The sequence below is a fragment of the Stenotrophomonas sp. INTA L402-1 genome, from assembly GCF_059295135.1.
The window spans coordinates 12,734-27,708 of the sequence record NZ_JCAFWP010000009.1; the positions used below are offsets into that span (position 1 = coordinate 12,734).

Genomic DNA, 14,975 nt, shown 5'->3' on the forward strand with positions numbered 1-14,975 from the left:
CATCGCTTGACGTCATGCGCGAGCGTTGTCGGCGCTGTGCCTGGCTGGAGTGACGTGGGCGCTAAACTTGTCGACCAGCGGCATCACCGCTTCACTGAAGGCATCGCAGCATGGGTTGGGACATCACCTATCATCCGATTGCGGAATCCGAGATCCGTGACATTTATTTCCGTGCGCTTGAGGATGGCGCGCTGGTCACCGAGCTGCAGCAGCGGTTCCAGATCGAGCCGTTCTACATGGAGCAGCTGCAGGAGCGCATCGAGGAGGCTCGCTCGATCAGCGCAGAAGTGCCTTTCGAGAAGGGGCACGCTTTGTACCTGGCGATCGTGGCCGGCCACCTTCGGCGGTATCACTATCTCCGCGGGAGCGCCCTTTCGTTTTTCATCGACGATCCGGTGGTCGCCCGCTATTTCGCGGACTGGCGGCAACTGGTGCCGTTGCAGTGGGCGGATGCTGCCGCCGGCAACCATCTACGTGAGAACTATGGTGGTGGCGTGTTCATCACGCATGCCCGGCTGAAGCAGTTACGCGCTGATCATGCAGTGGACAGCGCACTGGCTGCGCGCCTGGAGGAGCTGTTCTCCGATGGACGCCTGGTCGTTTTCTGGCGTGTTGTCGACGATGCCATCGCCAAGGGCTGTGGACTGCTGGAGGCCAGCGAGGTGGTCGAGCCGAACCCGATGGATCTCAATGCATCGACCAGCTTGAGCAATCTGCTGAACTGCGCGCCGGATGGCGCGATGCTGTATGCGGAGGCCGCGGCGGCACAGCTGGCGGAGTTCGTGGCAGCGCACCCGGATATCGCATCGACTGCCGCTGCCACGCCCGGTACGCCGAAAGGGCGGTGGTGGGAGCGACTGTTTCGGCGGTGACCGGAGAGCATCCACGCATGGCGTGGATCTACTGGTGGGTGCCGACCGTTGGTCGGCACGATCCATTCGCGCCACGAACCCCGGCATCATCGATCCACACATGACGCACTCCAGTAGATCCACGCCATGCGTGGATGCTTCAACAAAAAACCGCCCGGTCTCCCGGGCGGTTTTCGTTTCAGGCTACCGCGCGGGCGATCAGTTGCCGGCGCCGGTCAGGCCACGCTTTTCCAGCAGCGGTTCGATCTGCGGCTCGTGGCCGGCGAAATCGCGGAACAGTTGCATCGCGTCCACGCTGCCGCCCTTGGACAGCAGGGTGGCGCGGAAGTGGTCGCCGTTCTTGCGGCTCAGGCCGCCGTTGTCCTTGAACCACTTCTGGGTGTTGGCGTCGAGCACTTCCGACCAGATGTAGGCGTAGTAGCCGGCCGAGTAGCCGCCCATGATGTGGCTGAAGTAAGGGGTCTTGTAGCGCGGCGGGACCGGCGCATAGTAGATGCCGTCCTTCTCCAGCGCGGCGCGCTCGAAGGCCATCACGTCCTTGGCGGCCGGCACCTGGTCGGCGCCGATCTGGTGCCAGCGCTGGTCGAGCATGGCCGCACCCAGGTATTCGGTGGTGGCAAAGCCCTGGTTGAACTTGGCAGCGGCCAGCACCTTGTCCAGCAGCGCCTGCGGCATCGCCGAACCGTTCTGGTAGTGCTTGGCGTAGTTCTTCAGGATGGCCGGGTTGTCCGACCACATTTCGTTGACCTGCGAGGGGAACTCGACGAAGTCACGCGGCACCGACGTGCCCGAGAAGTACGGGTACTTCACGTTGGAGAACATGCCGTGCAGGGCATGGCCGAATTCGTGGAAGGTGGTGTTCACCTCATCCCAGGTCAGCAGGGTCGGCTGGCCGGCCGGCGGCTTCGGGATGTTGAGGTGGTTGGCGACCACCGGCTTGAAGCCGGTCAGCTTGGACTGCGAGACGTACGAATTCATCCACGCACCGCCACGCTTGGAGGCGCGCGCATACGGGTCGAAGATGAAGATCGCCAGCTGGCTGCCGTCGGCGTCGAACACGTCATAGACGGTGACGTCATCGTGGTAGACCGGCAGGTCGGTGCGCTGCTTGAAGGTCAGGCCGAATTCCTGGCCGGCAGCGTAGAACACGCCGTTCTCCAGCACGTTCTTCATCTCGAAGTACGGCTTGAGCTGCGATTCGTCGAAGTTGTACTTGGCCTGGCGCACCTTCTCGCTGTAGAACGCCCAGTCCCACGGCTCGAGGGCGAAGGTCTTCTTGCCGGCGGCCTTCTGTTCCTTGTCGATCATCGCCTGCAGGTCGGCGGCTTCGCGCTTGGCATTGGCCACCGCGGCCGGAGCCAGCTTGCCCAGCATCGCGTTGACCGCTTCGGGGGTCTTGGCGGTCTGGTTGGTCAGGTTGTAGGCGGCGAAGTTCGGGAAGCCCATCAGCTTGGCCTTGTCGGCACGCAGCTGCATGATGCGCGAGACCAGCGCGGTGTTGTCGAACTCACCGCCGCGGCTGCCGCGGGTGGTCGAGGCTTCGTAGATCTTCTGGCGCAGGGCACGGTTGGCCAGGTTGGTCAGCGGCGGCTGGCCGGTGGTGTTGAGCAGGGTGATCACGTACTTGCCATCCAGACCGCGGGCCTTGGCGGCTTCGGCGGCGGCCGCGATCTGCTCCTTGGACAGGCCGTCCAGCTCCTTGACGTCATCGACAGTAATCGCCGAGGCGTTCACTTCCGACTGCACGTTCTGGCTGAACTTGGTGCCCAGGTTGGCCAGCTCGGCATTCATGGCCTTCAGCGTGGCCTTGTCGGCCTCGGACAGCTTGGCGCCGGCGCGCACGTAGTTGTCGTAGTACTTCTCGACCAGGCGCACGCCTTCGGCGTCCAGGCCCAGCTGGCTGCGGGTGTCGTACAGCGCCTGGATGCGGGCGAACAGCTTGCCGTTCAGCGCGATCGCATCGCTGTGCGCGGCGAACTTCGCCGAGTAGTCGGCCTGCAGCTTCTTGCGGGTGTCGTTGGTATCGGCGCCGACCAGGCTGAAGAACACGGTGGTCGCACGGTCGAGGATGTCACCGCTCTTTTCCAGGGCGATGATGGTGTTGTCGAAGGTCGGCTTGGCCTTGTTGTTGGCGATCGCCTCCACTTCCTTCAGCTGCTGCGCCATGCCGGCGTCGAAGGCCGGGGCGAAGTCGCTGTCCTTGATCTTGTCGAACTGCGGGAAATGCAGCGGCAGCGGGCTTTCGGCGAAGAACGGATTGGCCTGCTGGGCATGGGTGCTGGCAGCCGGGGTGGCGGCGCCGGCCGAGAAGGCGGGCAGGGCAAGGCCGAGGGACATGGCCACGGCAAGGGCAAGGCGAGTGGTCAAGGTAGGAACTCCGGTAAGGCAAACAAGGGCCCGAGGGTAACCCGGCCGGCGGCGCCCGCACTTGTGTCAAAAGGCATGTTGCCGGGGCTGGGCGCGGGTAACATGCATTCACCGCCCACGGCCCGCTGCCATGACCACTGCCTACGATTTCAGCTTCCGCGACCTCGACGGCCAGCCGCAGGCCCTGGCCCGGTACCAGGGGCACCCGTTGCTGCTGGTCAATGTCGCCAGCCGCTGTGGCTTCACCCCGCAGTACACCGGGCTGGAACAGCTGTGGCAGCAGTATCGCGACCGTGGCCTGGTGGTGATCGGGTTCCCATGCAACCAGTTCGGTGCACAGGAACCGGGCGACGCCGCGCAGATCCGCCAGTTCTGTTCGCTGGACTACCCGGTCAGCTTCCCGCTGTCGGAGAAGATCGAGGTCAACGGCGAGGGGGCTGATCCGTTGTGGGCATGGCTGTCACGCGAGAAGCGCGGCCTGCTGGGTAGCGCCCGCATCAAGTGGAATTTCAGCAAGTTCCTGGTCGACCGCCAGGGGCAGGTGGTGTCGCGTCACGCGCCCACCACCAGGCCGGAGCAGCTGCGCGGCGAGATCGAAGCGCTGCTGTGAGACGAACCCGAAAAGGGGACGGAGGGGATTAAGTCGTTTGTGCACAAACGACTTAATCCCCTCCGTCCCCTTTTTGCTTATTTCTCGACGAACGCGCGCTCGAACACGTAGTGGCCCGGCTGGCCGATACGCGGCGAGACCTGGAAGCCACGGGCATCGAGCACGCTGCGCAGGTCGGCCAGCATCTGCGGGCTGCCGCAGATCATCGCGCGGTCGTTCTCCGGGCTCAGCTCCGGCAGGCCGAGGGTGCGCTGCATCTCGCCGCTTTCCATCAGCTGGGTCAGGCGGCCCTGGTTGGCGAACGGCTCGCGGGTGACGGCCGGGTAGTACAGCAGCTTGTCACCGATCATCTCGCCCAGGAATTCGTGCTCACGCAGTTCCTTCTCGAAGTAATCGCGGTAGGCCAGGTCCTTCTCGTAGCGCACGCCGTGGCAGAGGATCACCTTCTCGAAGCGCTCGTAGGTTTCCGGGTCCTTGATGACCGACAGCCACGGCGCCATGCCGGTGCCGGTGCCCAGCAGGTACAGGTTCTTGCCGGGGTGCAGATCGCTGATCAGCAGGGTGCCGGTGGGCTTCTTGCCGACCAGCACCTTGTCACCCGGCTTGATGTGCTGCAGGCGCGAGGTCAGCGGGCCGTCCTGCACCTTGATGCTGAAGAACTCCAGATGCTCTTCCCAGTTGGCGCTGGCGATGGAATACGCGCGCAGCAGCGGCCGCGCCTCGGTTTCCAGGCCGATCATCACGAACTGGCCGTTCTCGAAGCGGAAACCGCTGTCGCGGGTGAGGGTGAAGCTGAAGTAGGCATCGGTCCAATGACGGACCTCAAGCACCGTTTCGGCGCCAAAAGCGGAGGACATGGGCGTATCTATCGGAAGTCGTCGGGGTGATTCTATCTCAAATGAGACAGGTTCTCATTAGGCGGAACGAGAGGCGTTCTCAGCGGTAGCCGGCCGCCTGCAGCTCGAACAGCTCGGCGTAGCGGCCGCCCTGGGCCATCAGCTCTTCATGGGTGCCGCTGGCCTCGATCCGGCCATCGGCCAGCACCAGGATGCGATCGGCCATGCGTACCGAGGAAAAACGGTGGGAAATCAGCACTGCGGTGCGATTATCCGCCAGTTCCCTGAACCGCTGGAACACCTCGAACTCACTTCGCGCATCCAGCGCCGCCGTTGGCTCATCCAGGATCATCACCTGCGCATTGCGCATCCATGCACGGGCGATGGCGATCTTCTGCCATTGGCCACCGGACAGGTCCACGCCCTGCTTGAAGCGGCGACCGATCAGCTGGTTGTAGCCGCCGGGCAGGTCGTCGATCACTTCCTCGGCCATGCCGCGCCGCGCGGCGTCGGCGATGCGTGCCTGGTCGTCCATCGCCTCGACCTGGCCGACGCCGATGTTTTCGCCGGCGCTGAGGTTGTAGCGCACGAAGTCCTGGAAGATCACCCCGAGGTTGGCGCGCAGGTCGTCCAGGTCGTAGTCGCGCAGGTCGCGCCCATCGAGCAGGATGCGGCCCTCGTCCGGTTCGTACAGCCGCGCCAGCAGCTTCACCAGCGTGGTCTTGCCGGCGCCGTTCTCACCGACCAGCGCCAGTACTTCGCCGGCCTGCAGCTGGAAATCAAGGTGGCGCACCGCCCATTGCTCGGCATCCGGGTAGCGGAAGCCGACGTTCTCGAACACGAAGCCCTGGCGGATCGGCTGCGGCACGCGCACTGCACCTTCGCGCGAGTGGATTTCCGGCTGGATCTGGAAGAACGAGAACAGGTCATCCAGGTACAGCGCCTGGCTGGCCACCTGCGAGAACCCGATCAACAGGCCCTCCAGCAGCTGGCGCAGGCGCAGGAAGCTGCCGGCGAGGAAGGTCAGGTCGCCGATCGAAAAGTCGCCGCGCACCGTGCGCCAGGCGATGTAGGCGTAGGCGGTGTAGTAGCCCAGCGTGCCCAGTGCGGCCAGCAGCGTGCCCCAGAACGCGCGGCGCCGGGCCAGGGCGCGGTTGGCCTGGAACAGCGCCACCGACAGGCGCCGGTAGCGCTCCACCAGGAAGCGGTGCAGGTTGTAGATCTTCACTTCCTTGGCCGTTTCCACGCTGGCACCGAGCTGGCGCAGGTAGTCGAGCTGGCGGCGCTCGGGCGTCCACTGGAAGTTGAGGCTGTAGCCGGCCGCGTTGAAGTGCGATTCGCCGATGAAGGCCGGCACCAGTGCCAGCGCCAGCAGGAGGATCAGCCACGGCGCGTAGACCAGCAGGCCGATGGCGAGGCTGGCCACGGTGATCGCGTCCTGCACCTGGCCGAACAACTGGCTCATCAGGTTCATCCGGCCCATGGTCTGGCGCCGCGCACGGTCCAGCTTGTCCTGCAGGTCCGGGTCCTCGAAGTCCTCCAGATCCAGCGTTGCCGCATGTTCCATCAGCCGGATGCTGGTGACGTTGGCGAACAGTTCCGAGAGCAGAGCATCGGCGTAGCTGACCAGCCGGCCGAGCAGATCCGAGGCGATGGCCAGGCCGAATTCCAGCGCCAGCAGGCCCAGCAGCGGATTCAGTATGCCGCTGGACAGCGCCTCGCCCAGTGGCGGGAAGCCGGCATCGTGCTGGCTCAGGTGCAGGGCGCTGTCGATGATCAGCTTGCCGACGTAGAGCATCGCCACCGGCAGCAGCGCACGGATCAGGCGCAGGCCAAGGCTGGCCAGGGTGAGCGCGGGGCTGGTCTTCCAGACCATGCGCAGGAACGGTGGCAGGTTGCGCATCGCCCTGAAGCGCTGGCGCAGGCTGGGTTTCTTCGCGGCGGCAGCGCCAGCGGTGGGGGTAGCAGGCATGTGCGTATTGTGCGCGCCCTGCGCGTGGCGGAGGCATGAACGGGGCGCATGCCTGCCATGCGCCGGCAGGGCAGCGCGTCGGCGCCGCCTGCGCGCTCAGTCCAGCGCAGCCAGCAGCGCAGGATGGTGAGCGAACCAGAAGCGCAGGGCCCCGCTGTCGATGCCGTAGGCGCCTTTCCAGAAATCGACGGGATAGCTCCAGTCCGAAGAGCGCGACGTGCGCGGTGCCAGGCCGACCCGGGTGAAGCGTTGCGCCAGGCCGGGATGCTCGGGGGTCTGCAGCAGCCCGGCATGGCCCAGGGCATCCAGCAGGTGACGCGCCTGCTCGACGGACAGTTTCAGGCCCGGCAGCGCGCGCACGCGTTTGACGATGGTCGACGGGGTGTCCTTGGCGTCGCTCTCGTGGTGCAGCAGCCGCAGCAGTGCCACCAGTGTGCTCATGTCGCCGGGCGCCCGTCTGGGCGTCAGATTGTGTTGTTCCAACAGGAAGGTGATGGCGTTTACGCTTCCGCCGAGCACGACCCCGATGTTGTGGCGGACGCGCGCCCAGGTGGTCGGGTCGAATCTGCCTTCGCGGACCTGGCCGCAGACCGCACAGGCCAGGCTGGGGTGTGGCTGCTCCTGATGCCTGGGGAAGTTCACCATGAACGCATACGCCGACAGCCCGGCGCGCAGGTCGCTGCGGTTCTCCTGCACGCCGAGGATGAAGTTGTCTGCCACATGCTGGCGGTCGGCGCGGGCATAGGCGGCGAACATCCGCACCTGGAGGGCCTCATGGCCCGGATGTTCGACGGGCCACAACAGTCCATGCCGTTCAAGCGTCGACAGGAGTTCGGGCGGCGCGGTGTCCCGCTCCCGGTACTGGGTCAGCGCCTTCAGCGCCTCCTTGCTGGGCGTGTCGGGGGCTTCGTCGGCCATGACGTTCGGATGCTTCCTGCGGGGCAGGTACAGTGCCCGGCGGTCCAGGCACTGTCAACGAAGCGCTCAGGGCAGCGGCGGCAGCAGCCCGGCGCCCAGCCGGTTCCAGGCGTTGATCACCGCAATGCCCATGCTCAGGTCGCTGATGCCCTTCTCATCAAAGTGCGGTGCCAGTGCATCGAACGCCGCCTGCGACGGCGCGCCGTCGGTCAGCCGGGTCAGCGCTTCGGCCCAGCCCAGCGCCGCACGCTCGCGGGCATCGAAGAAACGGCTTTCGTGCCAGGCGGGCAGGGTATCGAGCTTGCGCGGCTCGATGCCGCCCTTGCGCAGCGTGGTGGCATGCATGTCCATGCAATAGCCGCAGCCGTTGAGCTGCGACACGCGCAGGAACACCAGTTCCATCAGGGTCGGATCAATCGAGCTGTCATGCACCGCCTGGCTGGTGGCCAGCAGGCCCTTGAAGGCTTCGGCGGCCAGGCGGGTGTAAGGGACGCGGGGAGAGGCGTGGTCGGACATTTTCGGCTCCACGGCGGCCACGATGGCCGCCTTTCATTACAAGGACGCAGTGCCGTCACCGCGCGTGACAACGTCCGGCAACTTTTCCGGATTCAACACGCTGTACACGTTGGCGATGCGGCCATCGACCACCTCGATGGTGGTGACCGAGTGCAGGCGATCGCCCTGGAAGCGCAGGATCGCAGGCTCGCCGTTGACGTAGCCCAACTGCGCCGGATGCGCCGCGCCACGGCGGGCGATGGCCCAGAACAGGCGGCCGATGCGCTCGGCGCCCAGCAGGGGCCGCACCGCCGCGGTAACCACGCCACCGCCGTCGGAAACCAGTACCGCGTTGGCGTGCAGCAGGGCCTGGATCGCTTCGCTGTCGCCACGCTGGGAAGCGTCCATGAAGCGCGCCAGCAGCTGCCGGTGCTGGCTGGCGTCGGCGTTGAAGCGCGGCCGCCCGGCCTGCAGGCGCTGCCGGGCACGATGCACCAGCTGCCGGCAGTTGGCCTCGCTGTGGCCGATCAGGTCGGCGATCTCACGGTAATCGTGGTCGAAGGCTTCCTTCAGCAGGAAGGCGGCGCGTTCCTCGGGGCCGAGCTGTTCAAGCAGGGTCAGGAAAGCCACCGAGACATCGTCGGCAAACGCATGCAGCTGGGCGGGGCCGGGCGCTGGGTCGGGCTCCAGGGTGACCGCCAGTGGCTCGGCCAGCCACGGGCCGACGTAGTGCACGCGCTCGCGCTTGGCTGCGCGCAACCGGTCCAGGCCGAGCCGGGTGGTGGTGGTGACCAGCCAGGCTTCGGGGTCGCGGACGGCCGCCGGGTCGGCGCCGGACCAGCGCAACCAGGCATCCTGGACCACGTCTTCGGCGTCGGCGCGACTGCCGAGCAGGCGGTAGGCCAGCGCCATCAGGCGCGGGCGGTGGGTCTGGAAAGCGGTTTCGGCGTTCATGTGGGCAAGGACGCGCCAGCGGGGCGTCGCGTGACAGAGGGTTCGGGGTCTGATCTTGCCGGCCAGCGGCCGGCACTACCACCCCGCGGCCGGGGGAGGGGGTAAAATGGGCGGATTACCCCCGCCAGCCTCCAGCAAGCGAGCAAGTCGTGACATCGATCAAGCAGGAAGACCTCATCCAGTCCATCGCCGACGCGCTGCAGTACATCTCGTACTACCACCCGGTCGACTACATCAAGAACCTTGCCGCCGCCTACGAGCGCGAGGAGTCGCCGGCCGCGAAGGAAGCGATGGCGCAGATCCTGATCAATTCGCGCATGTGCGCCGAAGGCCACCGTCCGATCTGCCAGGACACCGGCATCGTCACCGTGTTCCTGGAAATCGGCATGGACGTGCGTTGGGACGACGCCACCATGGGCGTGGAAGACATGGCCAATGAAGGCGTGCGCCGTGCCTACATGCACCCGGACAACAAGCTGCGCGCTTCGGTGCTGGCTGATCCGGCCGGCAAGCGCATCAACACCAGGGACAACACCCCGGGTGTGGTCAACGTCAAGGTGGTGCCGGGCAACACCGTCGACGTCATCGTCGCCGCCAAGGGTGGTGGTTCGGAAGCCAAGACCAAGTTCGCCATGCTCAACCCGTCCGATTCCATCGTCGACTGGGTGCTGAAGACCGTGCCGACCATGGGCGCCGGCTGGTGCCCGCCGGGCATGCTCGGCATCGGCATCGGCGGCACCGCCGAGAAGGCGATGCTGCTGGCCAAGGAAGCGCTGATGGAGCCGATCGACATCACCGAGCTGCAGGCCCGTGGTGCCTCCAACCGCATTGAAGAGCTGCGCCTGGAGCTGTACGAGAAGGTCAACGCGCTGGGTATTGGCGCGCAGGGCCTGGGTGGCCTGACCACCGTGCTCGACATCAAGATCAACGATTACCCGACTCATGCGGCCAACCTGCCGGTGGCGATGATCCCGAACTGCGCGGCCACCCGCCATGCGCACTTCACCCTGGATGGCAGCGGCCCGGTGATGCTGGACCCGCCGTCGCTGGAGGACTGGCCGAAGCTGACCTACGATTCGTCCAAGGGCACCCGCGTGGACCTGGACACGATCACGCCGGACGATGTGGCCAGCTGGAAGCCGGGCCAGACCCTGCTGCTGAACGGCAAGCTGCTGACCGGCCGCGACGCCGCGCACAAGCGCATGGTCGACATGCTCAACAAGGGCGAGGAACTGCCGGTCGATCTGAAGGGCCGCTTCATCTACTACGTCGGCCCGGTCGATCCGGTGCGCGACGAAGTGGTGGGCCCGGCTGGTCCGACCACGGCGACCCGCATGGACAAGTTCACCCGTCAGGTGCTTGAACAGACCGGCCTGCTGGGCATGGTCGGCAAGGCCGAGCGCGGCCCGGCGGCCATCGAGGCGATCCGTGACAACAAGTCGGCCTACCTGATGGCCGTTGGTGGTTCGGCCTACCTGGTGTCCAAGGCGATCAAGGCGGCGAAGGTGGTTGGTTTCGCCGACCTCGGCATGGAAGCGATCTACGAATTCACCGTGCAGGACATGCCGGTGACCGTGGCGGTCGACTCCACTGGTGAATCGGTGCACAAGACCGGCCCGCGCGAATGGCAGGCCCGCATCGGCAAGATTCCGGTGGTGGTGGAGTAATTCCTCCCGTTCCGGTCCAGACAACGGCGCCCGTGTGGCGCCGTTGTTGTATGCAGCCTGCCCGTGGATGGTGTGCTCTGCTAACGTGCGCTGTCTGACGTATTGGAAGGGAGTCCATCGTGCTGCAGTGGTCGCGTGTTTTCGTGTTGCTGGTCGCTGCGCTGGCATGCAGTGCCTGCGGGCCACGTTATTTCGTCGAACCGCCAACCCACGAAGCGGGGAAGATCTGCGCGTCGGTCTGCGAGAGCCAGAAGGCGACGTGCGACTTCCACAACCGCGCCCGCGCGGAATCGGATCAGCGCAGCTGCGAAAGCGAGAAGAGCCGGATCATCAGCCGTTGCAGTGGTATCGCCGACGACAAGCAGCGGCACAACTGTGAAGGGGGCAACGGCGCCGGCACCTACTGCGGTTCCCCGGCGCTTCCTTCATGCAGTGCTCCGTACGCCCAGTGCCTGCTCTCCTGCGGCGGCACCGTGAATGAAGTCCGCACCGACACCGGCATTCCCGTGTACTGATCGGGCGCGCGCGTCGCTGCCTGCACGAGTAACCGTAGTCTGCTAGGGTCGGCACACCCCTGCACTGGATGTGCTCATGCGCCTGCATCGATCCGTCGCGGCTGTGTTCCTGCTGGTCCTGGCCGGCTGCAGCACAACCTCATCCTACGAAGGTGCGGATTTCTCCGCCTCCTCGCAGTGCCGCATGCAATGCCAGGCCCACTATCGCAGCTGCATGGCGCGGGGCAGTATCGGCAGCAACGACTTCAGCTGCGAACAACAGATGGCGCCGGCGCCGGACAAACGCTGCAAGGACGTTGCCAACCCCGAGCTGCGCCGTTCCTGTGAACTGAAGACGCACGACTGCGCGATACGCACGCCGATCATGTCCTGTAGCGAAGGCCGCGATACCTGCATGAGCCGCTGCGGCTGAGCAACGATTGCGCGCGTGGGCGCATAATCGGCTGATCCACCTGCACAGGATCTTCCGCATGAGCACCACGCTGTATGGTTCAACCAGTACCGCCGCGCTGGTGGTGCACTGGCTGCTGATCGAGCTGGGCATCGAGCACGAACTGGTGCTGCTGGATTTCGACGCGCGCGAGCACAAGTCGGCGGAGTACCTGGCGCTGAATCCGGCCGGTGTGGTGCCGACACTGCTGATAGATGGCTTGGTACTGACCGAAGCGGCGGCGATCGCACTGTATCTGGCTGACCGCCATCCGGAGGCCAACCTGCTGCCCACATTGGGTACGCCGCAGCGCGCCGATGCCTACCGCTGGATGTTCTGGTGTGCCAATACGCTGCAGCCGGCCTATCGTGCCTGGTTCTATCCGCATGAAATGGGGGGCGAGGCAAACATCGAAGCGAGCCGCGAGATGGCCCGTCAGCGCCTTGAGGCGGCCTGGCAGCAGGTCGCCACGCACCTGCAGGCGCATGGCCCCTACCTGCTGGGCACCACACCCTGCGTGGTCGACTACATGCTGGTGATGCTGATGCGCTGGTCGCGCAACATGCCGAAGCCCAGCGACACCTGGCCTGTGCTCAAGGCACATGCCACGTCGATGAAGGCGCGCCCGGCGTTCGCCGAGGTGTACCGCCGCGAAGGCATCACCGACTGGCGGTAACCAGAAAAGGGGACGGAGGGGATTAAGTCGTTTGTGCACAAGCGACTTAATCCCCTCCGTCCCCTTTTCCGTTACAGGATCTCCAGCACCGTTTCCGGTGGACGGCACAGCCGGGTGCCCTTGGGCGTGCGCACCACGGGGCGGTTGATCAGGCGCGGGTGTGCGACCATCGCGGCCAGCAGCGTGGCCTCGTCCGCATCTTCCAGTCCCAGTTCGGTGAACTGTGCTTCCTTGCTGCGCACCAGATCACGTGCGCTCAATCTGGATTCGGCCAGCACCTGGCGCAGTGTGGTCACATCGGGTGGATTGCCGAGGTACTCGATCACCTCCGGCTCGAAGCCGGCATCGCGGATCAGCTTCAGTGCGCCGCGCGAATTGCTGCAGGCCGGGTTGTGCCAGATCGTCACGTCCATCAGAACCACTCCAGCAGCGACACGCCCACGCCCACGTAGGTGGCCTTGTGGTTGTAGTCGATCAGGCTTTCGCCGTAGCCGTCGAAGATCTGCACGTGGCCGCGCAGCAGGTTGCTGATCGGGAAGCCGTAATCCAGCTGCAGGGCACCGTGTGAGCGGCTGCCGGTACGCAGCGAATGGCGTGCCATCAACGAGACTTCGTGGCCGTTGCGGTTCCAGGTCAGGGTTGCATCACCGCGGCCCATGTAGTCCTCGATGTCCGGATTGTTGTCGTCGCTGCGGGTCTCGGGAATGCGGTACCACGGCCGCAGCACCAGCGCCCAGTTCTCGCGGTCCAGGCCGATGTTGAGCATCACCCGGTTCCAGCTGCGCGACAGCGGATCGGCACGGCCGTTGGACTGGTGGTTCAGCGCGATGCCGGTCATGCGTCCACGCCAGCCACCGATCGAGTAGCCGTTGCGGAACACCATCATCACTTCCGGCTCGTAATTGGTTTCGCGGAACGGGCGCGAATCCTCGCCGTTGTAGGCCTGCCAGCGCGAGCTCTGGGTGTAGCCGGCCCAGATATCGCCGTTGTCGCCGAACAGGTTCTCGGCGATCTTGGTCTTGAAGCTGATCTGGAACTTCAGTTCGGCGCTGTCCAGCACCTGCGGCGTGGTGACCGTGTTGGCCGGGTTCGGCGAATGCGGCGTGGTGTTGCGGTCGCTGGTCCAGAACGCCGGCAGCAGGTACACCGGCTTGTAGGCACGCAGCTGGAATGGGCCGAGCTTGGAGTCCTCGGCCAGTTCCCAGCGGCTGTCCAGCAGCGAACCGCGGCCGGCATTGGCCAGCGCGCTGTCGGGCGCAGCGGGGCGGAACAGGTCGCTGACCCGCTCGCGCAGTTTCTCTTCGCCCTGGCTCACGCGTGCGGTCTGGCGTTCTTCGCGACGGGCCTGCGCGGCCGCCTCGGCAGCGGCATCGGCGGCGGCCGTGGCCTGCGGCGTATGCGCGAACAGGCGGTCATAGCAGGCCAGGCGCGCCGCGTCAGTGGTGATGGCGGCACACGCCGCCGGCGAGGTATCGGTGCTGGGCACGAATTCCTGCGCGGCCAATGGGGCACTGGCCAGGGCCAGCGCCAGCGGCGCAAGGCGGGGAAGCAGCGGGGGGAGGGTCATTCCAGCAGGCCCTTCGGTGAATACGGGAATCGCACAGTGTGGCGGCTGTACCGCATCGCGGCCAGCCCCCACGGTTTATGCACGGCCACCGCGTGCGCGCGGCGTGAAGACGGTGCGGGTTACAGGAACCAGGCGAAGGCGAACAGGCCCAGCATCGCGATCACCACCGCCAGCTTCAACGCCAGGCCGAGCAGGATGCCGAGCCAGGTGGCCAGACCCACCTTGGTCGAGCGGCCCAGTTCACGGGTGTGCCAGTACTCGCCGGCCAAGGCGCCGATCAGGGGCCCGGCAAAGAGGCCGATCGGCATGAAGAACAGCCCGACGATGCTGCCGACGAACGTGCCCCACAGCGCCTTGCGGCTGGCACCGACCCGCTGCGCACCCACCACTGTGGCCAGTACGTCCACCAGCAGCGAGAGCAGGGTCAGTACGCCCAGCGCGACCAGGGTCGGCCAGCCGACGTGGGCGAAGCCGTCGGCCCATGCCGCCAGCAGCAGTCCGATGAATACCAGCGGGATGCCGGGGAGGGCCGGAAGGATGATTCCGGCGATGCCGACGAGGACAAAAATGACCGCTAGCAGATATAAGATGAATGAGAGTCCCATGCTGTCCCGTATGGTGGTCGTTTTGGGGTTGACAGTGAAAGATTTTGCCAGTTGCTTTTTCGTTTTGGGCGGGTTAAGTTGCAGTCGCTGAGCTTGGCAAGGTCACCGTGGATCGTGGCCTGATGAAGCAAGATCTTCCCGATCCGCTGCATCGATGCACCTCGCTTCCCCCTTGCTTGTCAGCCGCCCACCAGGCGTTTCCTACAACAAGAGAGAGTCACCAGGGAGTTAGTGAGATGTCTGATCGCGAGACCGGTACCGTCAAGTGGTTCAACGATGCAAAGGGCTTCGGCTTCATCAGCCGAGAAAACGGCGAAGACGTGTTCGTGCACTTCCGTGCCATCCAGACCCAGGGCTTCAAGAGCCTGAAGGAAGGCCAGAAGGTCACCTTCACCGTCGTGCAGGGCCAGAAGGGCCTGCAGGCCGACGCCGTTCAGCCGACCTGATCGCGCTGCATACCGTCAAATGAAAAGGCCCGCGCAAGCGGGCCT

16 protein-coding genes are annotated in these 14,975 nt (G+C 65.5%); 7 read left to right on the forward strand and 9 right to left on the reverse strand.

Translation table 11 applies throughout. The features are described 5' to 3' along the window. Positions 1 to 110: 110 nt before the first annotated feature. A complete protein-coding gene (locus AC5O77_RS07540) occupies positions 111 to 872 on the forward strand; it encodes a hypothetical protein (RefSeq protein ID WP_478056935.1) in 762 nt (253 codons plus the stop codon). 198 nt (positions 873 to 1,070) lie between these two features. Here AC5O77_RS07540 and AC5O77_RS07545 read toward each other — a convergent pair whose 3' ends face one another. Beyond that, a complete protein-coding gene (locus AC5O77_RS07545; RefSeq protein ID WP_478056934.1) occupies positions 1,071 to 3,239 on the reverse strand; it encodes a M3 family metallopeptidase in 2,169 nt (722 codons plus the stop codon). A 130-nt stretch (positions 3,240 to 3,369) separates the two neighbouring features. Between AC5O77_RS07545 and AC5O77_RS07550 the strand changes: the two genes are divergently transcribed. Then, positions 3,370 to 3,849 carry a glutathione peroxidase gene (locus AC5O77_RS07550; protein ID WP_121505091.1) on the forward strand — a complete coding sequence of 160 codons (480 nt, stop codon included), beginning with the start codon at positions 3,370 to 3,372 and terminating at the stop codon, positions 3,847 to 3,849. Between the two features lie 77 nt (positions 3,850 to 3,926). Here the strand turns inward: AC5O77_RS07550 and AC5O77_RS07555 are convergent, their stop codons facing one another. The 5 genes from AC5O77_RS07555 to AC5O77_RS07575 form a co-directional block, all read right to left on the reverse strand. Beyond that, complete coding sequence (locus AC5O77_RS07555) at positions 3,927 to 4,706, reverse strand: ferredoxin--NADP reductase (protein WP_046984352.1); 780 nt, start codon at positions 4,704 to 4,706, stop codon at positions 3,927 to 3,929. 79 nt (positions 4,707 to 4,785) lie between these two features. Then, complete coding sequence (locus tag AC5O77_RS07560) at positions 4,786 to 6,657, reverse strand: ABC transporter ATP-binding protein (RefSeq protein WP_478056933.1); 1,872 nt, start codon at positions 6,655 to 6,657, stop codon at positions 4,786 to 4,788. A 96-nt stretch (positions 6,658 to 6,753) separates the two neighbouring features. After that, positions 6,754 to 7,575, reverse strand: a complete 822-nt coding sequence (locus tag AC5O77_RS07565) for a hypothetical protein (protein ID WP_423163107.1) — start codon at positions 7,573 to 7,575, stop codon at positions 6,754 to 6,756. A gap of 66 nt (positions 7,576 to 7,641) precedes the next feature. After that, entirely contained in the window at positions 7,642 to 8,091 is a 450-nt protein-coding gene (locus AC5O77_RS07570; RefSeq protein ID WP_012511595.1) for a carboxymuconolactone decarboxylase family protein, read from the reverse strand. A 36-nt stretch (positions 8,092 to 8,127) separates the two neighbouring features. After that, the gene (locus AC5O77_RS07575; protein ID WP_329893511.1) at positions 8,128 to 9,024 is read right to left on the reverse strand and encodes an RNA polymerase sigma-70 factor; all 897 of its coding nucleotides are present in this window, start codon (positions 9,022 to 9,024) and stop codon (positions 8,128 to 8,130) included. 149 nt (positions 9,025 to 9,173) lie between these two features. Here AC5O77_RS07575 and AC5O77_RS07580 point away from each other — a divergent pair, with 149 nt between their 5' ends. From AC5O77_RS07580 to AC5O77_RS07595, 4 genes are all read left to right on the forward strand, one after another. Continuing rightward, positions 9,174 to 10,691: a fumarate hydratase gene (locus tag AC5O77_RS07580; protein WP_478056932.1), complete on the forward strand. Its 1,518-nt coding sequence runs from the start codon at positions 9,174 to 9,176 to the stop codon at positions 10,689 to 10,691. A gap of 119 nt (positions 10,692 to 10,810) precedes the next feature. Further along, complete coding sequence (locus AC5O77_RS07585) at positions 10,811 to 11,206, forward strand: hypothetical protein (RefSeq protein WP_478056931.1); 396 nt, start codon at positions 10,811 to 10,813, stop codon at positions 11,204 to 11,206. Positions 11,207 to 11,282: 76 nt separating this feature from the next. Further along, entirely contained in the window at positions 11,283 to 11,618 is a 336-nt protein-coding gene (locus AC5O77_RS07590) for a hypothetical protein (RefSeq protein WP_478056930.1), read from the forward strand. Positions 11,619 to 11,676: 58 nt separating this feature from the next. Further along, positions 11,677 to 12,312 carry a glutathione S-transferase family protein gene (locus tag AC5O77_RS07595; RefSeq protein WP_478056929.1) on the forward strand — a complete coding sequence of 212 codons (636 nt, stop codon included), beginning with the start codon at positions 11,677 to 11,679 and terminating at the stop codon, positions 12,310 to 12,312. 71 nt (positions 12,313 to 12,383) lie between these two features. Here the strand turns inward: AC5O77_RS07595 and arsC are convergent, their stop codons facing one another. The 3 genes from arsC to AC5O77_RS07610 form a co-directional block, all read right to left on the reverse strand. After that, entirely contained in the window at positions 12,384 to 12,725 is a 342-nt protein-coding gene (arsC, locus tag AC5O77_RS07600; RefSeq protein ID WP_478056928.1) for an arsenate reductase (glutaredoxin), read from the reverse strand. Next, the gene (locus AC5O77_RS07605; RefSeq protein ID WP_019337376.1) at positions 12,725 to 13,879 is read right to left on the reverse strand and encodes a phospholipase A; all 1,155 of its coding nucleotides are present in this window, start codon (positions 13,877 to 13,879) and stop codon (positions 12,725 to 12,727) included. Before AC5O77_RS07605 ends, arsC begins: the two co-directional genes overlap by 1 nt. 119 nt (positions 13,880 to 13,998) lie before the next feature. Then, positions 13,999 to 14,484, reverse strand: a complete 486-nt coding sequence (locus tag AC5O77_RS07610) for a DUF456 domain-containing protein (RefSeq protein ID WP_049398758.1) — start codon at positions 14,482 to 14,484, stop codon at positions 13,999 to 14,001. A 236-nt stretch (positions 14,485 to 14,720) separates the two neighbouring features. Between AC5O77_RS07610 and AC5O77_RS07615 the strand changes: the two genes are divergently transcribed. Next, positions 14,721 to 14,930: a cold-shock protein gene (locus tag AC5O77_RS07615; protein WP_005410290.1), complete on the forward strand. Its 210-nt coding sequence runs from the start codon at positions 14,721 to 14,723 to the stop codon at positions 14,928 to 14,930. The last annotated feature ends 45 nt before the right edge of the window (positions 14,931 to 14,975 follow it).

What these genes read in the sequence shown, in the direction of transcription:
- AC5O77_RS07605 (WP_019337376.1), bottom strand. Translation starts at nt 13,879, where the DNA reads ATGACCCTCCCCCCGCTGCTTCCCCGCCTTGCGCCGCTGGCGCTGGCC.
- AC5O77_RS07555 (WP_046984352.1), bottom strand. Translation starts at nt 4,706, where the DNA reads ATGTCCTCCGCTTTTGGCGCCGAAACGGTGCTTGAGGTCCGTCATTGG.
- AC5O77_RS07565 (WP_423163107.1), bottom strand. Translation starts at nt 7,575, where the DNA reads ATGGCCGACGAAGCCCCCGACACGCCCAGCAAGGAGGCGCTGAAGGCG.
- AC5O77_RS07550 (WP_121505091.1), top strand. Translation starts at nt 3,370, where the DNA reads ATGACCACTGCCTACGATTTCAGCTTCCGCGACCTCGACGGCCAGCCG.
- AC5O77_RS07560 (WP_478056933.1), bottom strand. Translation starts at nt 6,657, where the DNA reads ATGCCTGCTACCCCCACCGCTGGCGCTGCCGCCGCGAAGAAACCCAGC.
- AC5O77_RS07570 (WP_012511595.1), bottom strand. Translation starts at nt 8,091, where the DNA reads ATGTCCGACCACGCCTCTCCCCGCGTCCCTTACACCCGCCTGGCCGCC.
- AC5O77_RS07590 (WP_478056930.1), top strand. Translation starts at nt 11,283, where the DNA reads ATGCGCCTGCATCGATCCGTCGCGGCTGTGTTCCTGCTGGTCCTGGCC.
- AC5O77_RS07615 (WP_005410290.1), top strand. Translation starts at nt 14,721, where the DNA reads ATGTCTGATCGCGAGACCGGTACCGTCAAGTGGTTCAACGATGCAAAG.
- AC5O77_RS07540 (WP_478056935.1), top strand. Translation starts at nt 111, where the DNA reads ATGGGTTGGGACATCACCTATCATCCGATTGCGGAATCCGAGATCCGT.
- AC5O77_RS07575 (WP_329893511.1), bottom strand. Translation starts at nt 9,024, where the DNA reads ATGAACGCCGAAACCGCTTTCCAGACCCACCGCCCGCGCCTGATGGCG.
- AC5O77_RS07610 (WP_049398758.1), bottom strand. Translation starts at nt 14,484, where the DNA reads ATGGGACTCTCATTCATCTTATATCTGCTAGCGGTCATTTTTGTCCTC.
- arsC (WP_478056928.1), bottom strand. Translation starts at nt 12,725, where the DNA reads ATGGACGTGACGATCTGGCACAACCCGGCCTGCAGCAATTCGCGCGGC.
- AC5O77_RS07595 (WP_478056929.1), top strand. Translation starts at nt 11,677, where the DNA reads ATGAGCACCACGCTGTATGGTTCAACCAGTACCGCCGCGCTGGTGGTG.